Source organism: uncultured Marivirga sp. (assembly GCF_963974845.1).
GTDB classification, from domain to species: Bacteria; Bacteroidota; Bacteroidia; order Cytophagales; family Cyclobacteriaceae; genus Marivirga; species Marivirga harenae.
The window spans coordinates 601456-626999 of the sequence record NZ_CAXBEQ010000001.1; the positions used below are offsets into that span (position 1 = coordinate 601456).

The 25544-nt window shown below is 36.5% G+C and carries 17 protein-coding genes; 8 read left to right on the plus strand and 9 right to left on the minus strand.

Features of this window, described 5'->3' with window-relative positions; translation table 11 throughout:
* Window positions 1-2: 2 nt before the first annotated feature.
* Window positions 3-6146 carry a gliding motility-associated C-terminal domain-containing protein gene (locus AAC601_RS02670; protein WP_340152402.1) on the minus strand — a complete coding sequence of 2048 codons (6144 nt, stop codon included), beginning with the start codon at window positions 6144-6146 and terminating at the stop codon, window positions 3-5.
* A gap of 275 nt (window positions 6147-6421) precedes the next feature.
* Window positions 6422-7249, minus strand: coding sequence for an outer membrane beta-barrel protein (locus AAC601_RS02675; RefSeq protein ID WP_303268096.1), 828 nt, complete (start codon window positions 7247-7249; stop codon window positions 6422-6424).
* Between the two features lie 194 nt (window positions 7250-7443).
* On the opposite strand from AAC601_RS02675, the gene AAC601_RS02680 reads away from it, so the two are divergent.
* Together AAC601_RS02680 and AAC601_RS02685 are read left to right on the plus strand one after the other, a co-directional pair.
* Window positions 7444-8745, plus strand: coding sequence for a type IX secretion system membrane protein PorP/SprF (locus AAC601_RS02680; protein ID WP_303268097.1), 1302 nt, complete (start codon window positions 7444-7446; stop codon window positions 8743-8745).
* 28 nt (window positions 8746-8773) lie between these two features.
* Window positions 8774-11962, plus strand: coding sequence for an FG-GAP-like repeat-containing protein (locus AAC601_RS02685; RefSeq protein WP_340152403.1), 3189 nt, complete (start codon window positions 8774-8776; stop codon window positions 11960-11962).
* Window positions 11963-11976: 14 nt separating this feature from the next.
* Here the strand turns inward: AAC601_RS02685 and AAC601_RS02690 are convergent, their stop codons facing one another.
* On the minus strand, window positions 11977-12498 hold the full coding sequence (locus AAC601_RS02690; protein ID WP_303268099.1) for a PEGA domain-containing protein: 522 nt from the start codon (window positions 12496-12498) through the stop codon (window positions 11977-11979).
* A 118-nt stretch (window positions 12499-12616) separates the two neighbouring features.
* Window positions 12617-13111, minus strand: a complete 495-nt coding sequence (locus tag AAC601_RS02695; protein WP_340152404.1) for a hypothetical protein — start codon at window positions 13109-13111, stop codon at window positions 12617-12619.
* A 147-nt stretch (window positions 13112-13258) separates the two neighbouring features.
* On the opposite strand from AAC601_RS02695, the gene AAC601_RS02700 reads away from it, so the two are divergent.
* Window positions 13259-13957 carry a hypothetical protein gene (locus tag AAC601_RS02700; RefSeq protein WP_303268101.1) on the plus strand — a complete coding sequence of 233 codons (699 nt, stop codon included), beginning with the start codon at window positions 13259-13261 and terminating at the stop codon, window positions 13955-13957.
* Between the two features lie 397 nt (window positions 13958-14354).
* On the opposite strand, the gene AAC601_RS02705 is transcribed toward AAC601_RS02700, so the two are convergent.
* The gene (locus AAC601_RS02705; RefSeq protein WP_013452568.1) at window positions 14355-14552 is read right to left on the minus strand and encodes a hypothetical protein; all 198 of its coding nucleotides are present in this window, start codon (window positions 14550-14552) and stop codon (window positions 14355-14357) included.
* Window positions 14553-14733: 181 nt separating this feature from the next.
* Here AAC601_RS02705 and AAC601_RS02710 point away from each other — a divergent pair, with 181 nt between their 5' ends.
* Genes AAC601_RS02710 through AAC601_RS02720 form a run of 3 tightly spaced genes read left to right on the plus strand, consistent with a single transcriptional unit; the run spans window position 14734 to window position 16342 of the window.
* A complete protein-coding gene (locus tag AAC601_RS02710; RefSeq protein WP_303268102.1) occupies window positions 14734-15504 on the plus strand; it encodes a hypothetical protein in 771 nt (256 codons plus the stop codon).
* Between the two features lie 9 nt (window positions 15505-15513).
* The gene (locus tag AAC601_RS02715) at window positions 15514-16176 is read left to right on the plus strand and encodes a DUF5675 family protein (RefSeq protein ID WP_340152405.1); all 663 of its coding nucleotides are present in this window, start codon (window positions 15514-15516) and stop codon (window positions 16174-16176) included.
* Window positions 16160-16342, plus strand: coding sequence for a hypothetical protein (locus AAC601_RS02720; RefSeq protein ID WP_303268103.1), 183 nt, complete (start codon window positions 16160-16162; stop codon window positions 16340-16342). Before AAC601_RS02715 ends, AAC601_RS02720 begins: the two co-directional genes overlap by 17 nt.
* 171 nt (window positions 16343-16513) lie before the next feature.
* Here the strand turns inward: AAC601_RS02720 and AAC601_RS02725 are convergent, their stop codons facing one another.
* From AAC601_RS02725 to AAC601_RS02740, 4 genes are all read right to left on the minus strand, one after another.
* A complete protein-coding gene (locus AAC601_RS02725; RefSeq protein WP_340152406.1) occupies window positions 16514-18097 on the minus strand; it encodes a hypothetical protein in 1584 nt (527 codons plus the stop codon).
* An 885-nt stretch (window positions 18098-18982) separates the two neighbouring features.
* Window positions 18983-21526 carry a TonB-dependent receptor gene (locus AAC601_RS02730; protein WP_340152407.1) on the minus strand — a complete coding sequence of 848 codons (2544 nt, stop codon included), beginning with the start codon at window positions 21524-21526 and terminating at the stop codon, window positions 18983-18985.
* Window positions 21516-22421: a FecR domain-containing protein gene (locus tag AAC601_RS02735; RefSeq protein WP_340152408.1), complete on the minus strand. Its 906-nt coding sequence runs from the start codon at window positions 22419-22421 to the stop codon at window positions 21516-21518. Before AAC601_RS02735 ends, AAC601_RS02730 begins: the two co-directional genes overlap by 11 nt.
* Before the next feature lie 56 nt (window positions 22422-22477).
* Window positions 22478-23005 (minus strand): sigma-70 family RNA polymerase sigma factor, encoded by a 528-nt coding sequence (locus tag AAC601_RS02740; RefSeq protein ID WP_340152409.1) that lies wholly within the window; start codon window positions 23003-23005, stop codon window positions 22478-22480.
* Between the two features lie 207 nt (window positions 23006-23212).
* Between AAC601_RS02740 and AAC601_RS02745 the strand changes: the two genes are divergently transcribed.
* Both AAC601_RS02745 and AAC601_RS02750 read left to right on the plus strand, forming a co-directional pair.
* Window positions 23213-24253, plus strand: a complete 1041-nt coding sequence (locus AAC601_RS02745) for a hypothetical protein (protein WP_340152410.1) — start codon at window positions 23213-23215, stop codon at window positions 24251-24253.
* Window positions 24254-24654: 401 nt separating this feature from the next.
* Window positions 24655-25440: a hypothetical protein gene (locus AAC601_RS02750; RefSeq protein ID WP_340152411.1), complete on the plus strand. Its 786-nt coding sequence runs from the start codon at window positions 24655-24657 to the stop codon at window positions 25438-25440.
* Window positions 25441-25544: the final 104 nt, after the last annotated feature.

The following is a 25544-nucleotide window of genomic DNA, read 5'->3' on the forward strand; positions in this document are numbered from 1 at the left end:
TTTTAATTTACTATTTCCAAATAACCATTTTGAGGCTTAGAACCGTCATTCTTTTCAATCACATAAAAATAAGTGCCATCTGGTAAATTATCCCCTAATATATTAATACCCTTGTTAGAAACACCATCGAATTTGGTATTATTGTTATCATAACCTCTTGCTTCATATACTAAAGTCCCTGCTCTATTGTATATTTTCACGTTATTGTCAGGATATTGAGATATGCAATCAATTTTGAAAAAGCTATTCGAACGGTCTCCGTTTCTTGAAATACCATTAAAAGCAGTAATTTCTGCCTTAATACTGACTTCTCCTTCCACTGTACAGCCATTTGCGGTTTGTACACTAACAATATAATCTCCTGCTGGAACACCTGTTAGATTAGGTCCGGTATTAATAAAGGTACCAAAACTATTGTACCATTCGATTCTGCTAATATCTACAGCGGTAGTTACAAAAACAGTGGCAGACCCATTATCATTATTGCATGTGGACGGTTCAAATTCGGTCATTATTTCCGGAAACACCAAGTCTTCAATAATTTCGGCTGTTACAGCTTCAGAGCTACAACCATTTCTTGTATCTGTTGCTACAACTGTATACTCGCCAGCTGATAAGTCAGTAACTCTATCCCCGGTTGTAAAAGGAGTACCATTTGCATTATCACCTCTAAACCAGCTAAATCTGTAATTGCCAGTATTACCTCCTACATCAACCCTTAATGCGCCATTATCAACTATACAATGGGTGTCATTACTTACTACCTCAACGGTGGGTTGAGCCACTGTAGGGATCTCGGAAGTTATCGTGATACTTTCTTCATTTGTACATTGCGTTAGATTGTCCGTAACCCTCACAGTATAAGTAATGTCTTCCATTTGTGAAAATTCAGGACCGATGTGGACCAAACTTCCATTAGAAGTCGTTCCTTCAAACCATTCAAATGTATATCCAATAAAAGCACCATCAACGCTTACTTTAGCTGCACCATTTGCCAAAGTTAAGTCGCAAACCGTAATTGGAGCAATTTGATCAATTGTGAGTGGAGGAGTTACCTGATCATTTGTAATAATAACTGTTGCCGTATTTTCGCAAAAAGTATCAGTATTATCTGTGGCTGTAACGGTGTATTCTCCTTCAGGAAGTGAATTTACCTGTTTAGTAGTTCCAACCGTGTTTCCATTTGCGTCTATCCAATTGTATGAATAATCTCCAGGAGAACTTACTGTTGCGAATACTGACCCATTTGGACTATCGCAATTTGTAACTGGAGTTGCTGAAGCTGAGATATTTACTGAATTCTCTTCTGTGACCAATTCATAGGTTTCAGTATAAATACAGTTTGAAATACTATCTGTAATCTTAACTGTATAAAATCCCGCAGCCAAGTTTAAATATTCGCTCCCACTATTTGCGATGGCACTAGTAGTATCTTGTCCGTTATACCAATCATAAGAAAAGGAAGTGCCTGCAGCAGTAGCTGTTACTCTTAAAAACCCAAATGCAGCATCTGGGGAAGGTAGTACACATCTTTCCGGATTTCTAAAATCTAAAGAAATGGACGGCTCAACGATATCATTTTCTATAGAGAATTCAATTAATGACGTTGCACAGTCGGAATTAGAATTTGTTGCTCGAACAAAGTAAGAGCCTTCAGCAAGAGCACTTATAGTATTTGAATTGTTTGGCGTTGATGCATCAGGCAATATATTCATATTGGCATCATACCATTCAAATGTATAGTTATTTATGTCTCCTACAACTCCATTTTCATAAACGTTGGTTATTGTAGCTTCACTGTCATTAATATCACAACGAGTGATATTGGAGATTTCCAGATCACTTGATGGAACAGAAATCGCAACAGGATTATCATTAATACTGAAAGTACGAATGGTTGAACATTGTGTAGAGTCATTGAATACTTCAACAGTATAACTACCTCCAATTAAATCTGTAGCGATTTCACCATTAGTTCCGGCAGTATTTCCGATGTTAGTTCCCAACGGAGTAGTAGTATCATTTCCCTCGTACCAATTAATAGTGTAAAAGGATGGTGATGCCCCATTATCTATATTTAGCTCTAAGGATCCATTTGCTAATGGATTGCTACAATTCGTGTTGGGTATATTGCTAATTACATTCACGACAGGGTCTGTAGCATCAAGTTCTATTTCTGCGAAAGAATAAACCGAGCAATTATTTAGTGAAGCATCGGCACGTGCTTCAATAATGTAATCCCCATCTCCAAGTCCAGTGAAGGTATAAATGGAATCTCCAGCAATGCCTGCTTGACTTGCTATTGGTGGAACGTTCACATCATCACCAAGATATAGGTATACAGTATAATTAGCTTCATCAAAACCAGTTAATGCTGTTGGAGTTAAATCTACTGTAATTGCTCCATCTGTATTGGGTACACAGGTCGTTGCATTTGTGATCGAGACCGTTTCCAAATTATGAGCATCGGCAAAAGGTAAATTAAAAATTTGAGAATTGGAACAGCCATTATCTAAATCAGTTGCAACCACTGTATATAGGCCGGATACTAAATTATTAGCTTGGGAAGAATTAACGCCACTTTCCGATAAAAAAGGGGAGCCAGCTGTTGAAGTGCCACTATACCATTCCAATAGAAATCCGGAGGTATTATTAGGTGAATTTGCTACTACTTGCAAAATACCATCTTGAGACGAACAAGAGGTTGGAAGCGCAATCACTGCATCGTTCTGAGTAATAGCAATAATCGCTTGATCGATAACTTCAATAGTAACTGCATCAGCTAAACAGTTCCGGGTATTATGAAATGCTTGAACTGTATAAAATCCAGGTTCAAGATTATCTAAAACATTTCCAGTTTCACTAAAGTCAGTCGAGGCTTTTACTTGATTACCCTCATACCACGAAAATGTATAGTCACTCACATCATCTAAATCAACGCTAGCTTCCACTCGGCCGTCAAATGGAGAGCAGGTAGTTACCGGATCTGCGTTCACGCTGAGTACTGGTTGTATTATATTATTTACCACCGTCACTCTATCGGTTACAAAACAGCCAGTATTAGTATTAGTAACTTGTGCAGTATAATCTCCTGCACCAAGACCATTTAATGAAAGTCCTGTTCCTATAACCGCTGAGCTTGTATTAGCTCCAGCAAACCACTCAATAGTGTGGTCCGCAGTATTTCCGATAATTGACACAGCTACCGTACCGTTAGGAAGGCTACTGTCACATGAATTGTTTTCAGTACTAGTAATATCATCAATCTCAGGATTAACAGTTTGGTCAACCACAACTGTGACCAAGTCAGATTCGCAATTTGTATTGTTATCGATTGCTTTAACTGTATAGCTTCCTTGAGGTAAGTTATTTACCGAGCTACCAGTAAAGTCAGGCGTTGGTTTTTCGCTGCTGCCAATGAACCATTCAAAAGTATATCCTGCAGTTGACCCATCCACATTGGCACTTAGACTTCCAGAATTGATATCAGAACAAACAATATCTGTTGCTGTAGGGGAGACTACTGGTATTACCGTTTCGTCTGGCACCTCCATGGAAGCAATGGTTTGACATCCCGTGGCTTTATCGGTCACTAGCACGGTGTAAGTAGCGGACTCTAAGCTATTCGCTACATGACTATTGCTAATCTGTAAACCACCACCCACTGTGTTTCCTTCATACCATTCGTATTCAAAATCACCCACGGGGTCATTTCCATTTACCGCTACTGTCAACTTTCCATTAGGATTTTTACAATTGTCATTGCCTCTATCCACCGTAATTTCTGCCTCAATTGTTCTTGTGCTGTCAGTAATTACCACTTGAACGGTATCCGAACTACATCCGGCTATTTTGTCATTGGCGAAAACTGTATAGGTTCCAGCACTTAGTCCTGTATAGATTGAACCCGTGTAATCAGGTGTTCCAGTGGCAGTTGTTCCATTAAACCAGAAGAAGTCATAATCAGAAGTCACTTCTGAACCGCCAACTAATCTAAATACCCTAGCGGATCCATTAGGAGCAACACTTCCTGCTGAACAAGTGATATTGTTAGTAGTTTCAGTTGACAGGGCAAAAGGTATCGGATTAACCTCCGCTGAAACTATGTTGTTGTCATAATCGCACTCCAAGAAATTGGAATTAGGAAAGCTAATTGGTGTAGGTGTAGTTGAACCATTGTCGTTCAATGCAGCATAGAGTGTAAATTGCGCACCTGTTCCGTTTACTACTAAGTCAATTGCAGAACCAGTTGTTCCCACAGTGAAATTATTTAATGTTATAAAAACAGTATTCAATTTATTGGTTCCGGCCACCATAGGATCGCCATCGTAAAATGTTACTGGAACGTCACCAGATAGCGGAACATCCCCAATATTTTCGAAGTCAAAGCTTACTGTAAAATCTTCTTCCGGGCAATTAGGAGGAGATACATCAAAAGAGGATTCAATTATCGTTAAATCTGGTGATGCATAAGTTGGACAACCATCAGAACTAAGAAATGGAGATTGATTTAAAAAACTGTTCAAAGGTCGACTAGGACCACTCGTACAAACTCCTGTTGAAAAAACCGCTTGATGCTTTTGCTGGTTTCTTGGGACAGTCAAATCGTCATTGATATTTACATTGAAATAGCCATGTTGATTCCATAATCGTCTTGCCGGTACCCACGGTTCACCAGCAGATTTGTAAATTCTGACTTCGGCATCTGTATATAATGATAAGTTTCTTCCTGGAGTAGTAGAACTGAAATTTTCACTAGCGCAAGTGACGCAAATCTCAGTAGAACCATCAGCATCTACATCTGCCACTATTGGGTATTCTACCGATGTCCTGGAGCGGCAATGAATTTGAGTATTGACACTCCCATCATTTCCATTAATGATATATAAATAGTCTTCGTCTCTGTACACCACTTCAGATTGGCCGTCACCATTAAAGTCAAACAAAGTACATCCCGTAATGCCCGAAGTTTCTTCATTGACTTCAGATGGCGCTGGATCACCAAATTCATCTACCCATAGAGAGTTCCAATTTTCATCTAACGCATATAGATATTTACCTGAAACAAAGGCTGCGTTTAATTGCCCGTCACCATCTAAATCTGCAATATTAACCCTTCCCATTCCTCGTCTCCAACCAAATTGGTAATCACCAGTACCTATGGGATCATTAAAAACTTTTACCAAATCGTTTGTTACGTCCCAAAAGAACACGCTGGACACATTTCCGCCATTTGCGCCTGTTACGATAACATCAAGATTTCCATCAAGGTTATAGTCTGCAACAGATGTAGTTGCACTTTGTGCAGATTGATATCCTCCATTTTTAGTTTGGTATGTAGCAGGCATGGTCTTAATAAGTGTTAAAGTACCTGCATCGGCTGTTCTGGCATTTAATTCGACAGCGTAAATTTTATTTCCAAGCACTAATTCCAAGTCCTCATCACCCATGATGTCTACGGCAACTGCTCCGCTCGGAATACTATTCCAATTTGTACCTGAATTTTGTACTAATCTAACTCCAGTCAGCGGATCTCTGATTTCATCCTTATAGTACATTTCGGCTTGACCGTCACGATCAAAATCTGCGAAACTTAGAAAAACTGGATCGTTGTATAGCCTTTCTGATGTCCAAAGTAAATTCAGTTCACAATCGAATGCTTTAATAGTAAAATTATTCCATCCGTTTTCGTTTATAATAAAGACTTCTCCACAATTGTCATCTGAAATGTTAATCATGGAGGCCGATCTAAAGGAGGGATTATTGGTTGTAGCCTGATGTTTAATTGTTGCGTCATCACCATTGAGGAGGTATATTCTGTCATCGTCATAGGTAGTTGACAATATTTCAGGAATCCCATCTCTATCTAAGTCTCCGATGGCAATTCTGCTCAAGTTTAATGAAGCGTCATTTCTTGATTGATAGCCAAGTTTGAGTGAAAATTGAGGAAATGCATTCGGTTCTGCTTCACAAGATGCATCGTTTCCAAGATAAAAGCCGTCACAGGCAGTATTGTCAGTACAATCGCCATCGAAACAGTCAATGAACCCATCACCATCGTTATCGATTCCATCGTTACAAATTTCTTGTGCGAGTAAATTTATTGAAAATAGGGGGAAGAATAGTAGAAGTAAAATCTTTTTCATGACAATGTGAATTTACGAATCAATACAATTTAAGGATTTAATTGAGATGCATATTAATCAAAAGATTTTTTACAGACTTTATAAATTATTTGATATATATGTTTTATGTAATGAAATGGTAATAATTAAATAAAAATACTATTGTCTATATTTTCTATTAGCAGCATTGATTTTTAGTTTAATTTAAGATTTTATAAGCTAATTTCATGTTTCAAGAGACCATTACAGTTGGTACAAGCATCAATAAATTGACACCAAGCTATCATTACCTTTAATTAATTCTTATAATATAATTTCTTCTCTTTTTTACCCTTATTTATAATGTCAAACATATAAGCAACTGAAATCTGTATCGCTTGATTTCTCGCTCGCAAATCATCCTGATATGCTATTACGTTAGTAAATCTTCCTTTTTCATTAGCCATATAGCTATGACCCCATTCATACCGAAAATCTATTATTAGTGATTGACCTGGAACTGGTTCTACCACTAACCCAGTTGAAACTATTAGACCAACTTGGACTCTGTTAAATTCCTCATAATACAATCCGCCAAATTTGGGGCTTGCGGGCTTACTATCAAAAATTATTTGGTATTGCAGTTCTTGCAAACTTTCTTCCTGCAGTTCTACAGACTTCAAAATGCCTTTTCCACCAAGCCAAAAATTCACATTTGGCCCAGCCCCTACGTACCATTTAAAGGATCTAGCCCCTAGTGAACCGTTAAAATCTAATTTATAAACAACAGGAGTATTTATGAAATGGTACTTAGCATAATTCTGAAGAGATGCATCGGTTATCCCATCTATTTTTTTTCCATTTTGAGCATACATGATATCAAGCTGAAGAGTAAATCTTTTTTGTACTTTTACAGCACCAGTAAAGCCTGCACTATACCCATAGAAAAGAGATTTATCATAATCCTCAGAAGCAAAATCATCATATTGTAACCATGAAGTCCTTGCGCCTGCCTTGGCACCGATATATACTTGAGCATCTATTTTTGAAATATTAAATAAATGTAAAACCACTAATGAGATAGTGATGAATACGGCTTTATAGCTGATTGTAAAGATACTTTTAGTGATTTCGAGTCTATGCATAAGCAGGAACGATTCCAACCCTAAAACTAAGTAATTGTGCACACTATCCTTTAAAAAATGCTGAAAAAATTTTTAAATTTGTTATTTAAGTAATGTTAATTGAGTATGTATTTAATATATTGTCATTTTTTATTATTCTAGTAGTAGATTTATAAAATTTTATAGAAGGAAAGTATAAAAGTCACCTCTTTTTTATGTCCAAGTTTATCTTTGCATGTTTATTTTTTCAACTTGTTACCGGACTTTCCTCAGTAGCTCAAGAGCTACCTGTTTATAATCATTTTTACTTGACTCCTTATTTATATAATCCTGCCGAAGCTGCGGCAAGTCCATATAGAAATATATCCTTGAATCAAAGACTGCAATGGATGGGTGTGGAGGGAGCACCTATGGTTTCCACCTTAACATTTGAATCGCCATTTGATTATAAAAAATACGGGTTAAGCGCCACACTAAGGAATTTTAGTCGAGGGCTTATAACTACAACCGATTTTTTAGCCACCTATTCCTATGCAGTCAATTTAACTAAATCCTCCTCAATCCGATTCGGAATTTCAGCTGGTGTAACTTCCAATAGTATTGATTTTTCTCAAATTCAGGACTTAAGCGATCCCGCAATAAATAATTTTCTGGACAATAATGTGCAACCGATTTCCAATGTTGGATTTAAATTGGAAACCGCTAGTGGTATTAATATTGGAGCCGCTTTGCCAAGACTCTTTAAACTGCAGTATGCCAATACACAAAATTTTGAAGCTTTCGAAATATCGCCCTTTGAGGAATTCACCATCATGGCTTATTATAAAAAGCCTGTAGATTATAAACTCGTTACTAGAAGAACTGGTCGGTTTAAAAGAACTGTCAAGTTGGAGGATGTGTATGCTCCCTTGCAGATTTATGCGCTTTATCAGTATTCTCAATTTGATGGGCAGAGAATAGAATTGCTGAGTACTTTAAATTTCAATGAAATTTTCTGGATTGGAGGATCCTATAGGCTTAACTACGGGATGTCAGGAATCGTAGGTTTCAATATGCAGAAACTGTCTCTAAGCTATGCATATGAACCTTCAAGTAAATTAGTTGATGGAATTGCTAACGGTTCGCATGAAATTCAACTTAACATCAAAATAGGTGATAAAATCAAAAGGCTAGTCGAAAGACCTAAATTGAAATCTCTAGAAAGAACAGAAGAAAGAGCTCCAAGATTTTCCAGTCAGGATGTACAGCTAGGGGGTGATGAAGGTGAAATTAAAGATAAAAAATACTATGTTGTTGTAAAAGAATTTAATGATTTCAATTCCGCTGATCTACTAGTGAAAAAGTTGAAAAAAGATGAAGATATCACAGCAGATATATTTTTCAACAAGCAAAATGGAGTTTATTATGTATATATTTATGAAACTTTCTCCAGAAGAGAGGCAAATAAAGAGAAGAGTACAGCAGAAGAAATAACCAATTTTAAAAACATTAAAGTCATTATTGTGGATGTTAATTAATGACGCTTAAATCCATGTATGGGCCTATATGATGAAATTCAATCCAAAATATTATCTTCTATTATTTTTTGTAATTGTTGCTAATGATGTATTTGGCCAAAGCTCATTTATAGAATCTGTTGATCCAAAAAATGGATATGCAGGCCAGATTGTAAATATCACCGGTGTGGGTTTAGAGGATGCTAATAGAGTTTTTTTTGGTAGTGTTGAAGGAGAAATAGTGAGTGTAAGCGAACAGCTAATAGAAGCAAAGGTGCCTAGTGGTGCTACTTTTGATAATGTTACTGTTTTAAATTCTACTACTCGTTTATACTATAGCGGTGAGCATTTCATCCAAAGCTATGGAGGGGAACAAGGCTTGGAAAGTACGGATTTTGATCCACAGATTGATATCTTTGCAGAAAGTGGTTTGTATGATGTAACGATCAGCGATCTCGATGGTGACGGTAAAAATGATATAGTAGGAGCAAATTCAAATTCTAATTTTGCTACTGTATTAAGGAATCTAAGTACTCCTTCAAATATAAGCATGGTGAAAACCAATCTTAATATTGGAACACCTGGATTAAATAATACAGCTGGTGATCTAAATGGTGATGGTAAACCAGAAGTAGTTTTCACTGAAGGAAATGATGGGAATAGATTACTAATCTTAGTTAATTTCAGCACTCCCGGCAATTTTTCTTTTACGCTTCAAACGCTGACTGTGGCAGGTGCTTCAACTAAACGGGTCGTAATTAAGGATATGGACCTCGATGGAAAACCAGACCTGGTTGTTTCAAATCAAACAGGTAATAAAATTTTTATTGTTAAAAATACATCAAGCGGAGGAAATCTTTCCTTCGATAATAATATTATTGAGCTCACCGTAGGGAATGCCGGTAGTACCGCGGGTTTGGATGTGGAAGATTTAAATGGAGATGGGAAGCCTGAAATAATATCAAATCAATTTCTCACCGATGGGGGAGGCTTTTATGTAGCCACTAATACCAGTACGCCTGGGAATTTTAACTTTGAAAGCTTTGTTCAGTTTAATACTGCAGGAACATTTGTAAACCTAAAAGTTGGTGATGTAAATCAAGATAATAAACCAGATATCGTAGCCACACTCTTTCTGAGTTCTTCTGTTGCAGTTTTTATTAATCAAACAAATGGAACTGGAAATCCCCCTCAATTTAGCTCCGCTCAGAATTTATCTTCTGACCTAAGGCCATGGGGCTTAGATTTTGGAGACATGGATGGGGATGGAAATATGGATATAATTGTTTCTACCATTGGTGCCAACAAGAGTGTTAATGTTTTGAATAATGCGGGCTCAGGAGGACTGAATTTCCCCAAGGTTTCTGTTCCCGTAACCTTTATCAATAGAAATATTAAGGTAGCGGATATTGACGGAGATAGTAAACCCGATATAGTTTTCTCAAGTGTGGATGATGAGAGCAATAATATATTGGCTTCAAATATTTCAATACTGCGAAATAACAGATGTATTACCCCTGTCATCACTCCCGAAGGCCCAATCAATTCTTGCCAAGGAAACCCTGTTGTGTTAGAAACTCAAGATATAGATGGTTTAACTTATGAATGGCGTCAGGATGGAACTATAGTGAAATCAGGAACCGAAAACTTCATAGAATTAGATGATATTTCAGAATCTGGGAGCTATACAGTGTCTATTATTTCTGACGGAGGGAGTTGCAACGAAATGTCTGATGCCATAGAGGTTAATATCTTATCCTCTGGATCCTTAGCAAGTGCAGATATAAGTTCAAATGATCCAGTATGTACCGGAGGTACTCTTACCTTAAATTCAACTGATGTAGGCGCAACCAAATATGAATGGCGTGGACCGCAAGAATTTTCTGCAACTGGAATAAGCGTTAATGTTGATAATTTTAATGTCAATAAAGCGGGACGTTATTTTCTTGATGTTTATGCGGGTTCATGTGTCATCGAAACCAAGAGTATAGTAGTGGATGTCATTTCTGCTCCTAAATTTTCCATAGCGCGTACTGGAGCAGGAACCTATTGCCAAGGAGAGACAGTTGTCCTAAGCATTTCGCCATTTGACAATGATTTTGCATACCAATGGTATGAGGGTGCTAATCCAGTTTCAGGTGAGACTTCCGAAAGCTTTAACCCGACTTCTTCTGGTAGTTACTATGTGGAGATCACCGATCAAATTAATACTTTTTGCCCGAAGGTTTATTCTGATACGCTGGAAGTTTCCTTTTTAGAACCGCCCCAAGTTGATTTTGAGTTTGTTTCCAATGTTTGCCTTAATGTGCCTGTTTCTTTTTCGGATGAATCAATTGTAGCAGATCAATCGATTGCTCAGTATGTATGGGATTTTGGGGATGGAAATGTTTCAAATAATCAAAATCCTACTCATGCTTATAATGAAGCTGGTACTTTTGAGGTTTCTTTAGAAGTCTCGTATGACGGATTTACTTCTTGTTCTTCACAATTTTCACAGCAGATTACTGTAAATGCTGCACTTAATGCAGTTATTAATACTTCTGCCACTTCTATTTGTGAAGGAGATGAAGCAGTGCTTTCAGTGGATGGTAATTTTCAATCTTACCAGTGGGATACCGGAGCCACTACACCAACAATTTCTGTAAATGCAGGAGGTACTTATTCAGTAAATGTCACAGATCAAAATGGATGTGAAGGCTCTGCTAATATTTCAATAGGGACTTTCGCAATTCCTGATGTGGAATTATTTGCTTCCGCTACTTCCGTTGGTACCGGTGAGACGGTTTCAATATCTGCTTCCGGACTCAGTGACTATGAGTGGTTTGCCGATTCGGTATCTTTGAATATTACTGATGATGAGATAGAATATACTCCAGAAGTAAGCACCTTGATAAGAGTGGAAGGCTTTGATGAAAATGGTTGCTTTGGAAGCGCTGAAATATTGATTACTGTTGATGAAACTGATGTAGGAGATAGGTTAGTTCCGATGAAGTTCTTTTCACCCAATAACGATGATATTGCGCAGTTTTGGGAAGTGGAAAACATTGAAAGTCTGACTCAGTGTGGAGTTGAAATTTATGATCAAAAGGGAAACAAAATTTTTGAAGCTAAACCTTACAACAATGACTGGGAGGGCACAGCTAATGGTAGCCCTGTCCCAGATGGGGTCTACTATTTTGTAATCAGGTGTGACGGAAGTGGAATAGCAAGATCAGGTAGTATTACATTACTGAGATAATAAAAGACATCTTGCTATTCTTCAGCTAAAACTTTTGCTTTTTCCTTTTCAAATTCTTTTTGAGTGATCACTCCATCTTCAAGTAACTTCTTAAGTTGAATAAGCTTCTCATATTTTTCCATATTGCTTTCTGTAATCGAGCGGGTATTATTGAATTCTAACGGAATGAGCTGAAAATTATAGTAATTGTCATACTGGGTAACGGCTCCGCTTGCAATATCAATTCCCCAAAAAAGTGGATTAAAGAAATTAATTATGGAAACGGTATTGAATCTAGCGTCCAATTCATATCCAAACTTTTTGTATCCGTCTAGCTCAAATTGTATTTCCTTTCCACCATAAAGCAAGGCATCTAATTCTCGATCAACTTTCACTTTAGCAGGAGTTACTCCTAAATTTTGCCCGTCAATTACAATTTTTGCTCCTTGCGGATTCGAATCAATAGATACTTTTTGCTTTGTACCTGTGAAAATGGTTGCGCAACTTGAGCAGGCAATCAAAGCAACAAAAAGCGAAATAGCGTACATTTTTCTCATGGTTTGTAATTTAAGAGGTGTCTAAATAGTTTATTTCTAAATGAGCAAATTTTATGCCTTTCAGCTTGAGTTGAGAATTTTATAATGATATTAACAGATGTAGAGGATGGCCTTCTCGCTAATTTTCTCCGTAAAGCAAATGCTCGAGTTGAGTATTGTAATCATATTGCAAGTCTTCCTCCATTTTAGAAATCGTTTTTCTAATAGAAAGGACCAATCTTTCGTACAGATTATGTAAAACCGTATTTCCCTTAATGGAAGGAGATAGAGTCAGCAACTTTTGGCAAAAGTACATAAGTAATTCAACTTCAGTAGTTTTCTTTTTGGAGTAACGTATGTATTTCCTGGTGATCCTAAGCACTTTTCTTACTGTTTTCTTCATCCAGTAATAATTTTGGTTATTGATTTCAGAGAATTGTAGGTCGATTTCAGTTTTTACCGATTGGATATAGCCTTCTTCATCAGAAGCTTCAAAGAGGAGATAGGTGAGGAGTTCTTTATTCTCCTTTTTAAATCGGGATAAGCTTAAGCATAAAGATTGCAGGTCTTCTTCTGATTTGTGTTGTAATTCCTTTTTGATTTCTGATAATGTAGCTGCTTTCATTTTACTCATGATTTATAACGGCAAGCAACAAAATCATTAGCGGATTAAAATGCTACTATTAAAGAGGATTTATTTTTAAGAGTTTTCTAATTCTACGCTCGCTTTGCTCTGGTCATTAATTGATATTCTCTTCTATAATTATTACCTTAATAGAATATGAAGAGTCTTTTTGTTTTATTGGGACTATTTTTTCTTTTTCAGTCATGCATCGAGGATGAAGATTATTTTGTAGCAAATGGTAGAGTTGAAAGGATCATTAATAGAGATGGAGTGGCTGGTCAAACTGTTAAATTACAAGTATTGCAATACTACGAATCAGGACTCCTAGGCGGTAAAAGAGAAATTGATCACATAGATGTAACTACCGATGCCAATGGTAATTTTAGCGCTTTGATGAAAGACGCTTCTAATATCTCCATCTTTGCCCCTACCAAGCAAACAGATACTTCAAGCGGTTATGATGGCGTGTTTGAAGCATATGATAGTGTTATTATAAAAATAAATAGATTCGTAAAATTGGAAGTTTCTGTTAAAAATACTTCTCCCTTTGATTCTAATGATTATTTGCATATCTCGTTATTCTCTAATACAAGCCAAAATTTCATGACTGAAGTTGAAAATTTCGGAGTAAATAACATTCATCATCCAGCCGATGGAAGTGGTCTTGTAGCCTGGGATGAAACGTCATGGGTAGGGAAAAATGTAAATTCGGTTGTATCTTATAATGTCCCTGAAAATTCTACGGAAGTTACAATAGTATGGACAAAACGAAAAAATGGAGTAGAAACATCTGGTGTCAGCGAAAATATTTCTCTGCAGTCTAATCAAGTTAATTCCTTCACATTTGAATATTAGAAAGCTGAAAAGCTGCGAAAAGCTCAATTACTGATCTTAAGGTGAAGTTGAAAGAGAGCAAATACACAGCTAAATTCTCTGAGTATTAGACGAAAGCAACATGCTTTTAAAACAAAAAAAGCTTCAGTAGAGATACTGAAGCTTAATTTTGTGGGCCCACCTGGACCACACTAAAACCTTATTTAAAACTGATAATCAGTTGCTTATGATTTGAATGGTTTAAAAGGGCACGAATAGGGTACTAAAAATTTAATCGTTTTTGTTGCCAAATATCGGCTCTGTTTGAAGCTAAAACTGTCAAAGAACGTTTCTTTGTTATACTAAATATACGCAAAAAAGGGCAAATTTTATGAATAAAAGGCGGGAAAATTTCTGGATTAGAACCTAAAAATTTGGCTTAATCTGTAAGGTATTCCTGGACTGTTTCAGCATCTATTCCAGTGTAATCTGCGAACTCGGAAACGGTTATGAGCTGGTGCTTTTCTTTTCCTCTTCTTTCCCGAATCTTCTCTAGTAGCCTTCTTCCGGTGCGTTCACTCTTACCTGTTATGCGCTGAATGTCCTTTGGGTATATGACGGTTCTTTTTAAGATCATTACTTCATACTTTATCTATACTTTATCCATAAGGATGCTATACACTAATATAGCCAATTTCTTGAAAGCTTTAACGACAATAATTGCCAATTAAGACAACACGACCTTTAACGGAAGTCCGTTTTTGACAAACGCTATTTGAGAGAATACTTTGGTGGCTCATCAAATATTTTTTTCAATTATGGCAAGACAAAAAGGAATTATCAAACTTAAAGGAAAGATCGGAGATTTGTCTTTCTACAAAACGAAAGATGGCTACTTGGCTAGAGAAAAAGGGGGCATTGACAAGGAGCGTATGAAGAACGATCCAGCTTTCCAACGGACTCGAGAAAATGGCGCTGAATTTGGAAGAGCTGGAAAAGCTGGCAGGCTTTTGAGAACTTCTGTTCGTCCTTTGCTTTTGAAGGCGGCTGATGGTCGAGTGGCCAGCCGAATGACTCGAGAAATGGTGAAGGTCGTGAAAAGCGATACATCCAACGATAGAGGCGAAAGAACGGCTACTGACGGTGATATTGAATTGCTGAAGGGCTTTGAGTTCAATCAAAGTGGAAAGCTGAATGCCACCATATATGCGCCTTTTACGGCTGCTATTGATCGAGCAACTGGGGAAGCAACGATAAACATTCCGGCTTTTATTCCGCAGAATACTTTTGCTGCTCCTGGAGGGGCAAGTCATATGCGTTTGGTGTCAGCTGCAAGTAAAGTAGATTTCGCAGAGGAAACATTCAGTCTGGGTACTGATGAAAGCAGTGAGCTAGCCATTGGACCACAAACTGAAGCGGCTATCACTTTAACCGCCACAGTTCCTTCTGGTGGAAAAGAACCGATCTTTTTGCTCTTTGGTGTAGAATTCCTTCAGGAGGTGAATGGGACAATGTACCCGCTTAAAAATGGTGCATACAATGCCCTTGCATTGGTGGAGATTGACAATACTATTCCTGGACCTTTATAGAATTAGGAAATGAGTTTTGAACTTATTCGAAATTATAGGTCAAGCGGAACCAATGGAACTTTAAGGTATGGCAGTGAAAAAATCTGCCATACCATTGAACTTCCTTGGAAGGACAATGAAGTAAATGTCAGTTGCATTCCTGAAGGTAGATACCTTTTGGAGAAAAGGATTACGCATGAAAGGGGATTTCATCTGATATTGAAAAGTGTTCCAGGAAGGAGTTGGATTTTAATCCATCCTGCTAATGATGCCCGAACAGAACTGGAAGGCTGCATTGCACCAGTCTCGGAGCTAACAGGAATAGGAAAAGGAAGTCGATCGGGTGAAGCCACGGACAGGCTTTTGGAAATCTTTGAAGAGGCTCAAGAGAAGCAGAATCATATTTACATCACGATTAAAGAGAAATCAGCTATGAATATTTTAGAAAGGGTAAAAAAGCCCACTCCAAATTTATTTAGAAAATTGCGGACTGTCGGTTTGGTATTGGCAGCTGCAGGCGGTGCCATTCTAGGTGCTCCAATCACTTTGCCAGCTGGATTGATTACCGTTGCAGGATATTTGACCGTTGGTGCCAGTGTCCTGACTGCAGTCAGTCAGGTGACGGTGGATGATGAGGAGAAAATACCTCCAATGCCTGAGGTGAAAAACAAGGGAGATGCAAGTCCACGGTAAGGCAGGTACAGCTGGGGGAACAATCCTTACGGTGCTGGTCAATTTGCAAAGTGCTGATATTATCAAGACTTGCATTCTGGCAGCTGTTGGAGCATTAGTTAGTTTTTGTATGTCCTTGGCCATGAAATGGGTGGTCAAGAAAATCAAGAAGAAAGGCCGTAGGTGAGCACTACGGCTTTTTTTTTTCAATTTAGCATTCCTATTGAATTACTATGGCGTTGATTGCATTTAATAATGTAATCAAGAATCAAAAAGGCTTAACGAATCTTTTCATTCTAAATCATTGAGTAATTTTTTTTACCCTGGGGAAATAGTAGTCTTAATTAATGAAATTGCTTTATAAGCTTACTTTTAAAAACCTGCAAAATCTATTGTTTTTATGACCGTATAAAATGAGCTGATTATTATCATTTAAATAAGTTGCTTGTGGTCTTATTGTAACATCTGTTTGGTCGCTAGTCAATAAAATATCTCTAGACAATTCACCTGATTCATCAATTTTTACCAAAACAGCTTTTGTGTCAACCATTTTTCCCGTAAAATTTTTATTGCTTTTTCCTATATTGGTAAATAAGCAATAGATAGAGCCATTTAACTCTGTGATATAGTACGAATTTGATAAAGTTTCGAGCGCTGTTGTTTCCTGAGCTTTTTCAATTCTATAAATTGATTTTATTGTACCATCCTTTTGTATGTCAACTACAGCAATATCGTCAGTGTGATTTACGATTGAATAACTTGCATGACCTGGAACAGATTCTTTTTTCTGCTGATTTACGGTCCTCTCTCCGCTTAAGATATAACCCCCATCCTCTTTAACTATTAGGTCTTTTAATGTAAATCGGTAGGCATCATATTGATTATCATTGGACATTAAACCATTTGATTTATCCTCAATATTACTTGGTTTCTCAAAGCCATCAGTTAGGATTTTTTTATCTAGTTTTATGACATTACCTGAATCATTCAGCCTCATAACTGCAGCTCCTTCTGGTGTAGTGGTTCCTTTTGGACCATAAAAGCCCGCAACGATTAGTCCAGTTTGACCCGTGATGAAATCTGCACTAATGAAGAACTTACCAGGAACTGTCAGACTAATGTTGTCTGTTTTTCCGTTTTTGAATAGCACTAATCGAATTTCATAGTTAGCGGAATAAGATAAGCTCTTACTTGATGACAGCAAACCATTTCTCTTTAAGTCAGTACTGTTTTTAAGATTCTGATTATCAGAAAAATAACGAGTTAGCAGATATACGTCCCCTGTGTTGCTCACTCTAAACTGATCAAGTTGATAAATGCCATCGGACATATCTAAAGTACCATTCCAAGTTCTAATTTCCATCATGTTTTCATCAAAAACAGAATATCCAAAACTCTGTATATAACCTTCTGAATCTACCAAAGTGTAATTGATGAGGATTTTTGATTGGTCTGGAGATACTTCAAATGTAAAATTTGCATCGTCATACTTTAAATCACGTGTATCAATTGACAGGACTTTTTCATTTTCTTTGATTAACTCCTGTTTATCAGTATCCAATGAATAGGAGCCTAAGACAATTTCATCTTTATTCTGAAAAGAACTGAAAATCCATAAATTGTCATTAAAAGAAACTGCTTCCGAAAACACCCCTTCCTTTTTACCATTTCTAAATTCAAGAGGTATTAATTTTTCCATTTCAGAATTGTGATTGACAAATCCAATACTATGAAAGCTTGCTCCACCCATCATGGGAACTGAGAGGATACTTGAATATGGAATTAGTAAATAATAAGTACCTGCCTCGTTTGAAAAAACAGGTTTAGCATCAGCCCATAAAGTTTGACTTTTTTGTTTGATCATTGGGCCTGCCGTAGCATCCTGAGAAAAAGCTGATTTGCTTCCAAGCAGGAAGATTACTGCCATTAAAATATACTTCACTTTCATATTTTTTGATTTATATAAACAGTAAATAAAAGTAATTGATGGCAATAACCAAATAGAAATATATAATTTCATTTAAATGATTGGTTTATGTTATGACTCCCTGATGCAAGCAAAAAAATAAAAACCTGGCAGGCAAAACCCACCAGGCAATAAAACTAAAACGGCAATGGCGAGAAATTAATCTCAAACCACAAAAACCGAAGGAAATAATAACCTTCAGACTGAACACTGAACCGCGTAAAACTAAACGCTGGACGAAGACGAACGTACGTCACCAACCACCGGCTGGCGATGCGCACTCTAAAAATTAATTTAAACATAGTGCGCATCCACACAGGACCGGTGAGATAGATGCAAGAGCAGCACATAAAAAATACTTCCGCCATCTGGCGGAGGAGATTTTTTTTGTAGCCGGCAAAGCGAACTCTTGCATCTTTCTCATCCGCATGCCTGTAACTTTCACTATGTTTGGATTGATTTTTTCACTGTCCTGGCGCAGCGAAATTGGCTCGAAGCTTAATAGAAAAGCAAGCAATCTTGTAGGAAATCAGCTATGAAAATCTTCCGATTGACACCAACTTATCCTTTAAGCTTAGTACTAAGTTTTTCAGTCGAACTCAATATAAATCTCCTGTTTGACTAAAATATGGAAAGTTTTAGCGTGAAATCACAGGTGAGTACTTAACTCTAAGAAAAAGTTATTGTCAGATCAGAATCAATGTTAGATTTAAAAGTTCCTTTTTCTTTAATTAAAATACACATTAAGCAGGATTTGGGCCGTGCTTTGCCCACACTTAGACTTATATTAGTTTTGTCAGTTTTCAAAAAATCTTCTGACCAGAATTTTATTCAGAGATATTGTTAAAATATTCCTGCAAGTTAGAGTGTTATTCTAAACATTAAATTGGGAGTAAGTCCCAATCCTTTTTCTTTTACTTTTTGAATTTCCTCCGATTTATTGATAATGTAGTACTGGTTAACAACATTTGTTTGATCAGTGAAATTCCATAGGGCAAAACCGACTTGCGTCCGAATCTTATCACCCATCATGAAATGATATTTAGCTGATAAGTCAGGACGAAGATAATGTCCTAATCTACTGCTATTTGGTGTTTGATAGTTAATACTTCCATCGCTGATAGGAGATAAATTTTCTGGTTCAGTTATAGGTCTGCCACTTTGATAATTTAGTCCAACTGAAAAGTCTAATTTGTTCATGCTATAACTGACACCTAAAGTTGAAGCATGTCTAATATCAAGATTGTTCGGAAATTGGCTAGGTCGTAATGATTTAAAATCATATATATTTTTTGAATAGGAATAGGTGGTCCAATAATTAAGATCTTCTATCCTATGATTAAGTAATATATCAATACCTCTAGAAATGTAACTCCCTGAACTTCTTACAAATTCCAACTGATTCTGAAAACCCTGGCTAGAGGTAATTATTCCGTCCACTTGCTTTAAATAGCCTTCAACACTAAGCAATATGTCATTTTTCTTGTAATGAGCCCCCAGTGAAACTTGTCCACTGGTTACTATAGGTATGTCATCCTCATTGACCAAAACCCAACGTCTTTTCTCCACACCTAAGAAATCTGTTTGAAAATCTATAATTTGGGTGGTTACCTGACTCTTAGCCTCTCCTAATAATTCGACTGTAATATGATCCGTTATGAGTTGATTAAGAGCGAAACGAGGCTCAAAGCGAAACTTATTAAATTCTTCAAAATAGTTAACTCTCAATCCAAATCGACTCAATGTCTGACCACTACTTGAGTTATAGGCGATTTCTGTAAATTGTCCATGAATGTTAAGCACTTCCTTTGTGAACTTTCGGAAATTTGGATTATTCAAATCATCTAGATTACTGACCCCTATTTCATTAAATTGATAACCAGTTTGCAATTTGAAATGATCAGATAATCTCATATCTAATGAGGATTTTACACTGACATCCAATACTTGATTTTCTTGAAGAAAACGCTGGTTATTTGGGATATCGAAGTTTGTGGAGACTAAATTATAGGAAGAAACAGCCAAAGAAGAGGAGCTTGTCACAAAGTCACTCCATACACGTTCATATTTGACAGTTGCGCCTCGATTTGACTGTTGGAGTTCACTGTTTTTTGATTCTTGCCTGACAGATGATGATTCACTTTCCTCGTATCCTATCTGATTGAAAATATTGATGTAACTTATTCTTAGCTTATCTCGCCTAGAGATATCGTACAGTAATTTGCCACTGTAGTCGTAGAAATAGAAATTTTTGTTTGTGGCAAGTGTATCCGTTCCACTCACGAATTTCGATACCTCACTATCTCTAAAGGCACGCTCAAAATAATTACTAAAAGTCGTAGAGTTAACCACTTCGGCAAATGATCTCCTAGCAGAAAGATGTAGTCCTATCTTGTCACTTACAGGTATTTTTAGATATGCATCTGCATTTAACATATTGATTCCTGCCCCGGCCTTAAACTCTTTATCTACCTTATCAAAGGTTTTCAGATCTATTATGCTGGAGATGCCTTCACTATATTTTGCAGAACTTCCGTTTTTTATTAGGCGAACTTTTTGGATTAAATAGGGATTAAAAGCCGAAATCAAACCGAAAAAGTGACCTGTCTTATACATTTTAATACCCTCCCATAATATCAAATTCTGATCGTTTGTACCACCTCTTACATTAATATCCGACACTTTTTCATTTATACTATGGATACCTGGCAACTTTTGCACAGTATGTAGAATGTCGGGCTCAGTTAGGCCAGGGAGGATCTCTGTTTCTTGGAGATCAATAATTAGCGAACCGTCTGCATTTTTGTCAATTCCTTTTATTAAGAAGTTCTGAACAGTAACTTCTTTAAGCATAGTAACGAGAGGTGTAAGACCTATTTTGGCACAGTCTCCCGCCTGAAGTTGCTGCACTGCTATCTTTTTCGATTGGTATCCCAGGTATTGAACTATTAAACTGTCGCCAAATGCAACATCTTTAATTAAAAACTTTCCGTACTCGTCAGATATGGCAATTCCACCTTTAATCATCACTGTAGCTCCTTCCAACACCTGTTTAGTCTCAGCATCAAATAGGATACCACAGAACGTTTGCAGATTTGAATCAATTTTAAGGATGGTTATGAATCTTTCATTCAGAATTTCAAATTTGAGATCAAAATTTTGTTCGATCTCTGCTATACAAATTTCTAATTTTTCACAAGAAGAATATTTGTCGAGGTATAAGTCTCCTATATGGTCATCAACATAGCTAAATTTTACATCAAATGCCTGTTCAAGAGAATCCAGCACTCTATTCAAGGGTATGGGTTTATGAGTTTGATCGGCAACCTGTCCTAAGCATTCATTAAAACTGAAGATGATGCTTAAACTAGATAGTACTACATATATTTTTAAACTAATTTTCACTAGTTAAGATTATCTCTTTACCGTTAATCTTGTATGTGAGATTCAAAGGAGCTGTAAGTGCTTTTAATGCCAGTTCAAGGTCATTATGCTGAAAACTGCCCGTAAATAAGACCGTGGTATCAATTCCTTTAGTGGTCACTTCTACATCATACTGCCTTTCTAATTCAGCTATAATGTAAGAGTAAGGCAAGCTGTTAAAACTGCTTTCATTTAAGAGCCATGAGGGGCGATCCTCTAGCTTAACATTTGACACTACAGCTGCCCTATTGAGAGCACTAAACATCTTACCAGCAGTGAGAATTTCTTTCATATTTTCATATTCCACTTGAACTTTTCCTTCAAAGCAAACTATTTCAAAATATTCATCCCTTATTTTTACATTAAATTTTGTTCCTAAAACGCTTACTGTACCCAGTGATGTTTCGACATCAAATTTTGAACCTTTCGTCACCTCAAAAAAGGCTTCCCCCTGCAATTCAAGACTTCGATTATTTTGCCAACTGAAAGAATTGTAGTTTAGATCGCTTTGCGCATTCATTAAAACTCTTGATGAGTCAGGAAGGTAAAATTCCGACTGATTTGCCAGCTCCGTTTGTAAATGGACTGTTGACACAGAGTAGAAAATTCCATACCCAATCACTGCTATTAATAGTACTGCAGCAACTTTAAGCAAGGGTTTAACCCAGTCAAAGGAGACAATTTTAGCCCCTTTCGACAATTTAGACTTTACTTCCGCATATTCCTCTTCTGAGTTATAGTCTGGTGCCTTAAAATATTTAAGGTGGTTATCAATTTTCTGAAGGTCAGTATAATCTTGCGTTTTTTCAAACGCTTGGCGCTCTTCTTCAGAGAGTGTTCCTTCTAACCATTTTTGTATGTAGTCTTGCTGTGTCATAGTTTCTCATATATATAACAGATGAGTTTTAGAATATCCTACCCAAATTCTTCAATTTATATCCCGTCCACTTTTTCTCTTATCAAACTGAGTGCTTTATAGATCCTTTTTTCTACTGCTTTACGTGAAATCCCCAACATATCAGCAATTTCCTGATGTTTTTTCCCATCGATACGATTGAGTAAAAAAGTTGCCCTTAAGTCTTCACTTAGGGAATTGATAGCATTTTGTAAAGTTTGCATGTACTCATCTTCCTCCAATAAAAATTCTGGAGATTCTACTGTGTAGCTTTTAGGCTTAATATCTCTGAATTTCGTAGCTGTTTTGTTCTTTGCAATATCATTGAGCATATGATTATTTGCCACTGTAAAAAGAAAAGACTTTGCTTTCGGGTAACTTACCTTTGCGCAATTATTCCATAATTTAACAAAAGCTTCTTGAACTACATCTTTTGGATTTAGTGCTTCGCCAAATTTGTAATAGAGAAAATTATGCAAATCTTTTGAGTATTGATCAAATAATTCACTGAATACAGATTCCTTGCATACATCAAGATTTTCTTCTGGCAGTTGGTTTTTTATCATTCTTATCCGAAGAAGTTAAATTATTTTAAAAGTGTAAATATAAGTGAAGATTCATTTTTTTGGAGGAAAATCCTAATTTAGAAGCTTTTGTGGTGTAATAATGATGTAGCTTTAAAGACTAAAAAAGAATAGGGATAATTTTATTTTTTGGTAGGAATTTATCATGTTCATCTGTTCTATTAATGTAGGCCAAAAAACTATGCCATCATGAAATATTTAGGTCAATTATTTTCTATTTTAATTTTGAGTCTCATTTCCGGCCTTTACGGTTGTCAAGAAGAAGCGCAGGAAATAGTTACTCCTGCGCCTACAGAAATAATTTCACTTGAATCAAAAAGCGGAGAGTTTCTTTTCCGCATTAGTCAGCAGCAGGGATCTGGTGATAATATAATTGATGGTAGCAGTTGCACTTCAATTGTATTTCCATTTACAGTTATTATCAATGGAGCTTCAATTGAAATTACCTCAGAAGAAGATTTTGACCTTATTGAAGATATCATTGATGAGTTAGAAGATGATTCGGATAATATTGAAATTCAATTCCCCATCGAGGTTTCTCTACCTGATAATACCGTGGTGACTATTGCAACTATGGATGAGCTTGAAGACCTACTTGATGAATGCGATGATGACGATGATATTGAGTGTTTGGATATTGTTTATCCAATTACATTTTCCATTTATAATCAAATAAGAGAACAAGCTAGTACAACCACCATAGAAAACGATAGAGAACTTTATCAATTTCTTGATCAGATAGAAGATAGTGAAATTGTAAGCCTTATTTACCCAATTGATTTGGTCTTATTTAATAATGACATGATCAGCATTAACAGCAATCAAGAACTAGAAGCAGCCGTTGAATTATATGAAGATAGTTGTGACGAGGAGGATGATGATAATGATATAGATGTTACTGAACTGAACAATATTTTAAAAGAAAGCATTTGGATGGTGGCGAAGTATGATTCTGCTGCTGTCGATAAATCCGATTTTTTTATGGGTATCGATATCAGTTTTCTAGAAGACAATATATTACTTGCAAAAACAGACTCAGAAGAAATTGCTGGCGAATGGGAAACTAGCGGTGATGACGGATTTTTGCAACTTTCCACTGAATTTGATTCGGACGGTAACTTAAATTCACTTAACAGAGACTGGAGAATTGAAAATTTTAATAATGACTCTATAAAGATTACGGCATTGGATACTGATGAAGTAATTAATGTTATAATGACTGTTAAATGAAAGATCATTGAAGCTAAGAATGAAGCTATGGGTAAGGTTGAATATTCCTGAAAATGATCTGCAGATATTGAATTGCGGTACTAAAAAGCAATATTTTTAAACTGAAGTAAATGGAGACCAGAACCCACTTTAATAAACGGGGCTAGACCGAAAAGCCTTACTAACACCAAATAAAGTAAATCAACGGATAGGGAGATCAGAACTGATCTCTCTATTTTTTTTAGGTGTAAGACTAATTGACACAAAAAAAATAAAATAATTTTAAATTTTAGGTAGGAGTTTGATAAGCTTATCTGTTTTATAATTAGTGAATGCAGAACAAATAGTTTCAAATCATTACAAGAGCATTTTAGCAATTCACCATTTAATAAAAAACAATTTTTAACTAAACAAATAATAAGATGAAGACTAGTTTTATGAATTTAATAATGAGGAGTTCTATGTTTGCATTAGCATTGGCTATTGGCTTATTTCTCCAAAGCTGCAGTCAGGAAAATGTGGACGTTGCGGATGCACAGGTGGAGCTACAAATGAAAGCACAAACTAATCAATCGGTCGTTAATGCTAGAAGCATTAATACAGGATATGTATTCACTGAAATACTGCTTGGTGTTACAGAGTTAGAGTTTGAAACCCTGGAAGAAGCTGAAACGGAAGATGAAGAAGGTGAAGATGAGCAGGAAGAAGTAGAATTTGAGGGAGAGTTTATTGTAGACCTCATTAGAGGAACAAGTACCCCTGAATTTGGTATGGCTGAGATTGCACCGGGCATCTATGAAGAAATTGAAATCGAAATGGAACCAATCCTTGAGGGAGGGTATTCAATTTTTGTTGGGTTTGAATTTACTAACTCGAATAATGAAGTTGTTTCTGTGGAATACGGTAATAGCGATGAGCTTGAGTTTGAAGTGGAAAACGAGACCGGATTTGTCTTGGATGGAGGTGCTGCAAACCAAATGCTAATTTTACTAAATTTAGATGTTCTATTTACAGGAGTTGATTTAAATACAGCGACAGCTGATAACGATGGCGTTATTAGAATCAATGAATCTTCAAATGTGGATATATTAGAAACAATTGCCTCAAACTTAGACCATATCTTAGATGCTGGTGAGGATGATGACGAGGATGGAGATATTGACGAGGATGAGGAAGAGGATGAGGAGGATGAAGATACAGAGGACTAAGAAAAGCAATTAAAGTAGATCAACAAATAGGGAGATCAGTTTTTGTCTTCCTATTTTTTATTCAGGCACAAGGCCGCTCTCTAATTTTGTAAAAAAAGCAAAAT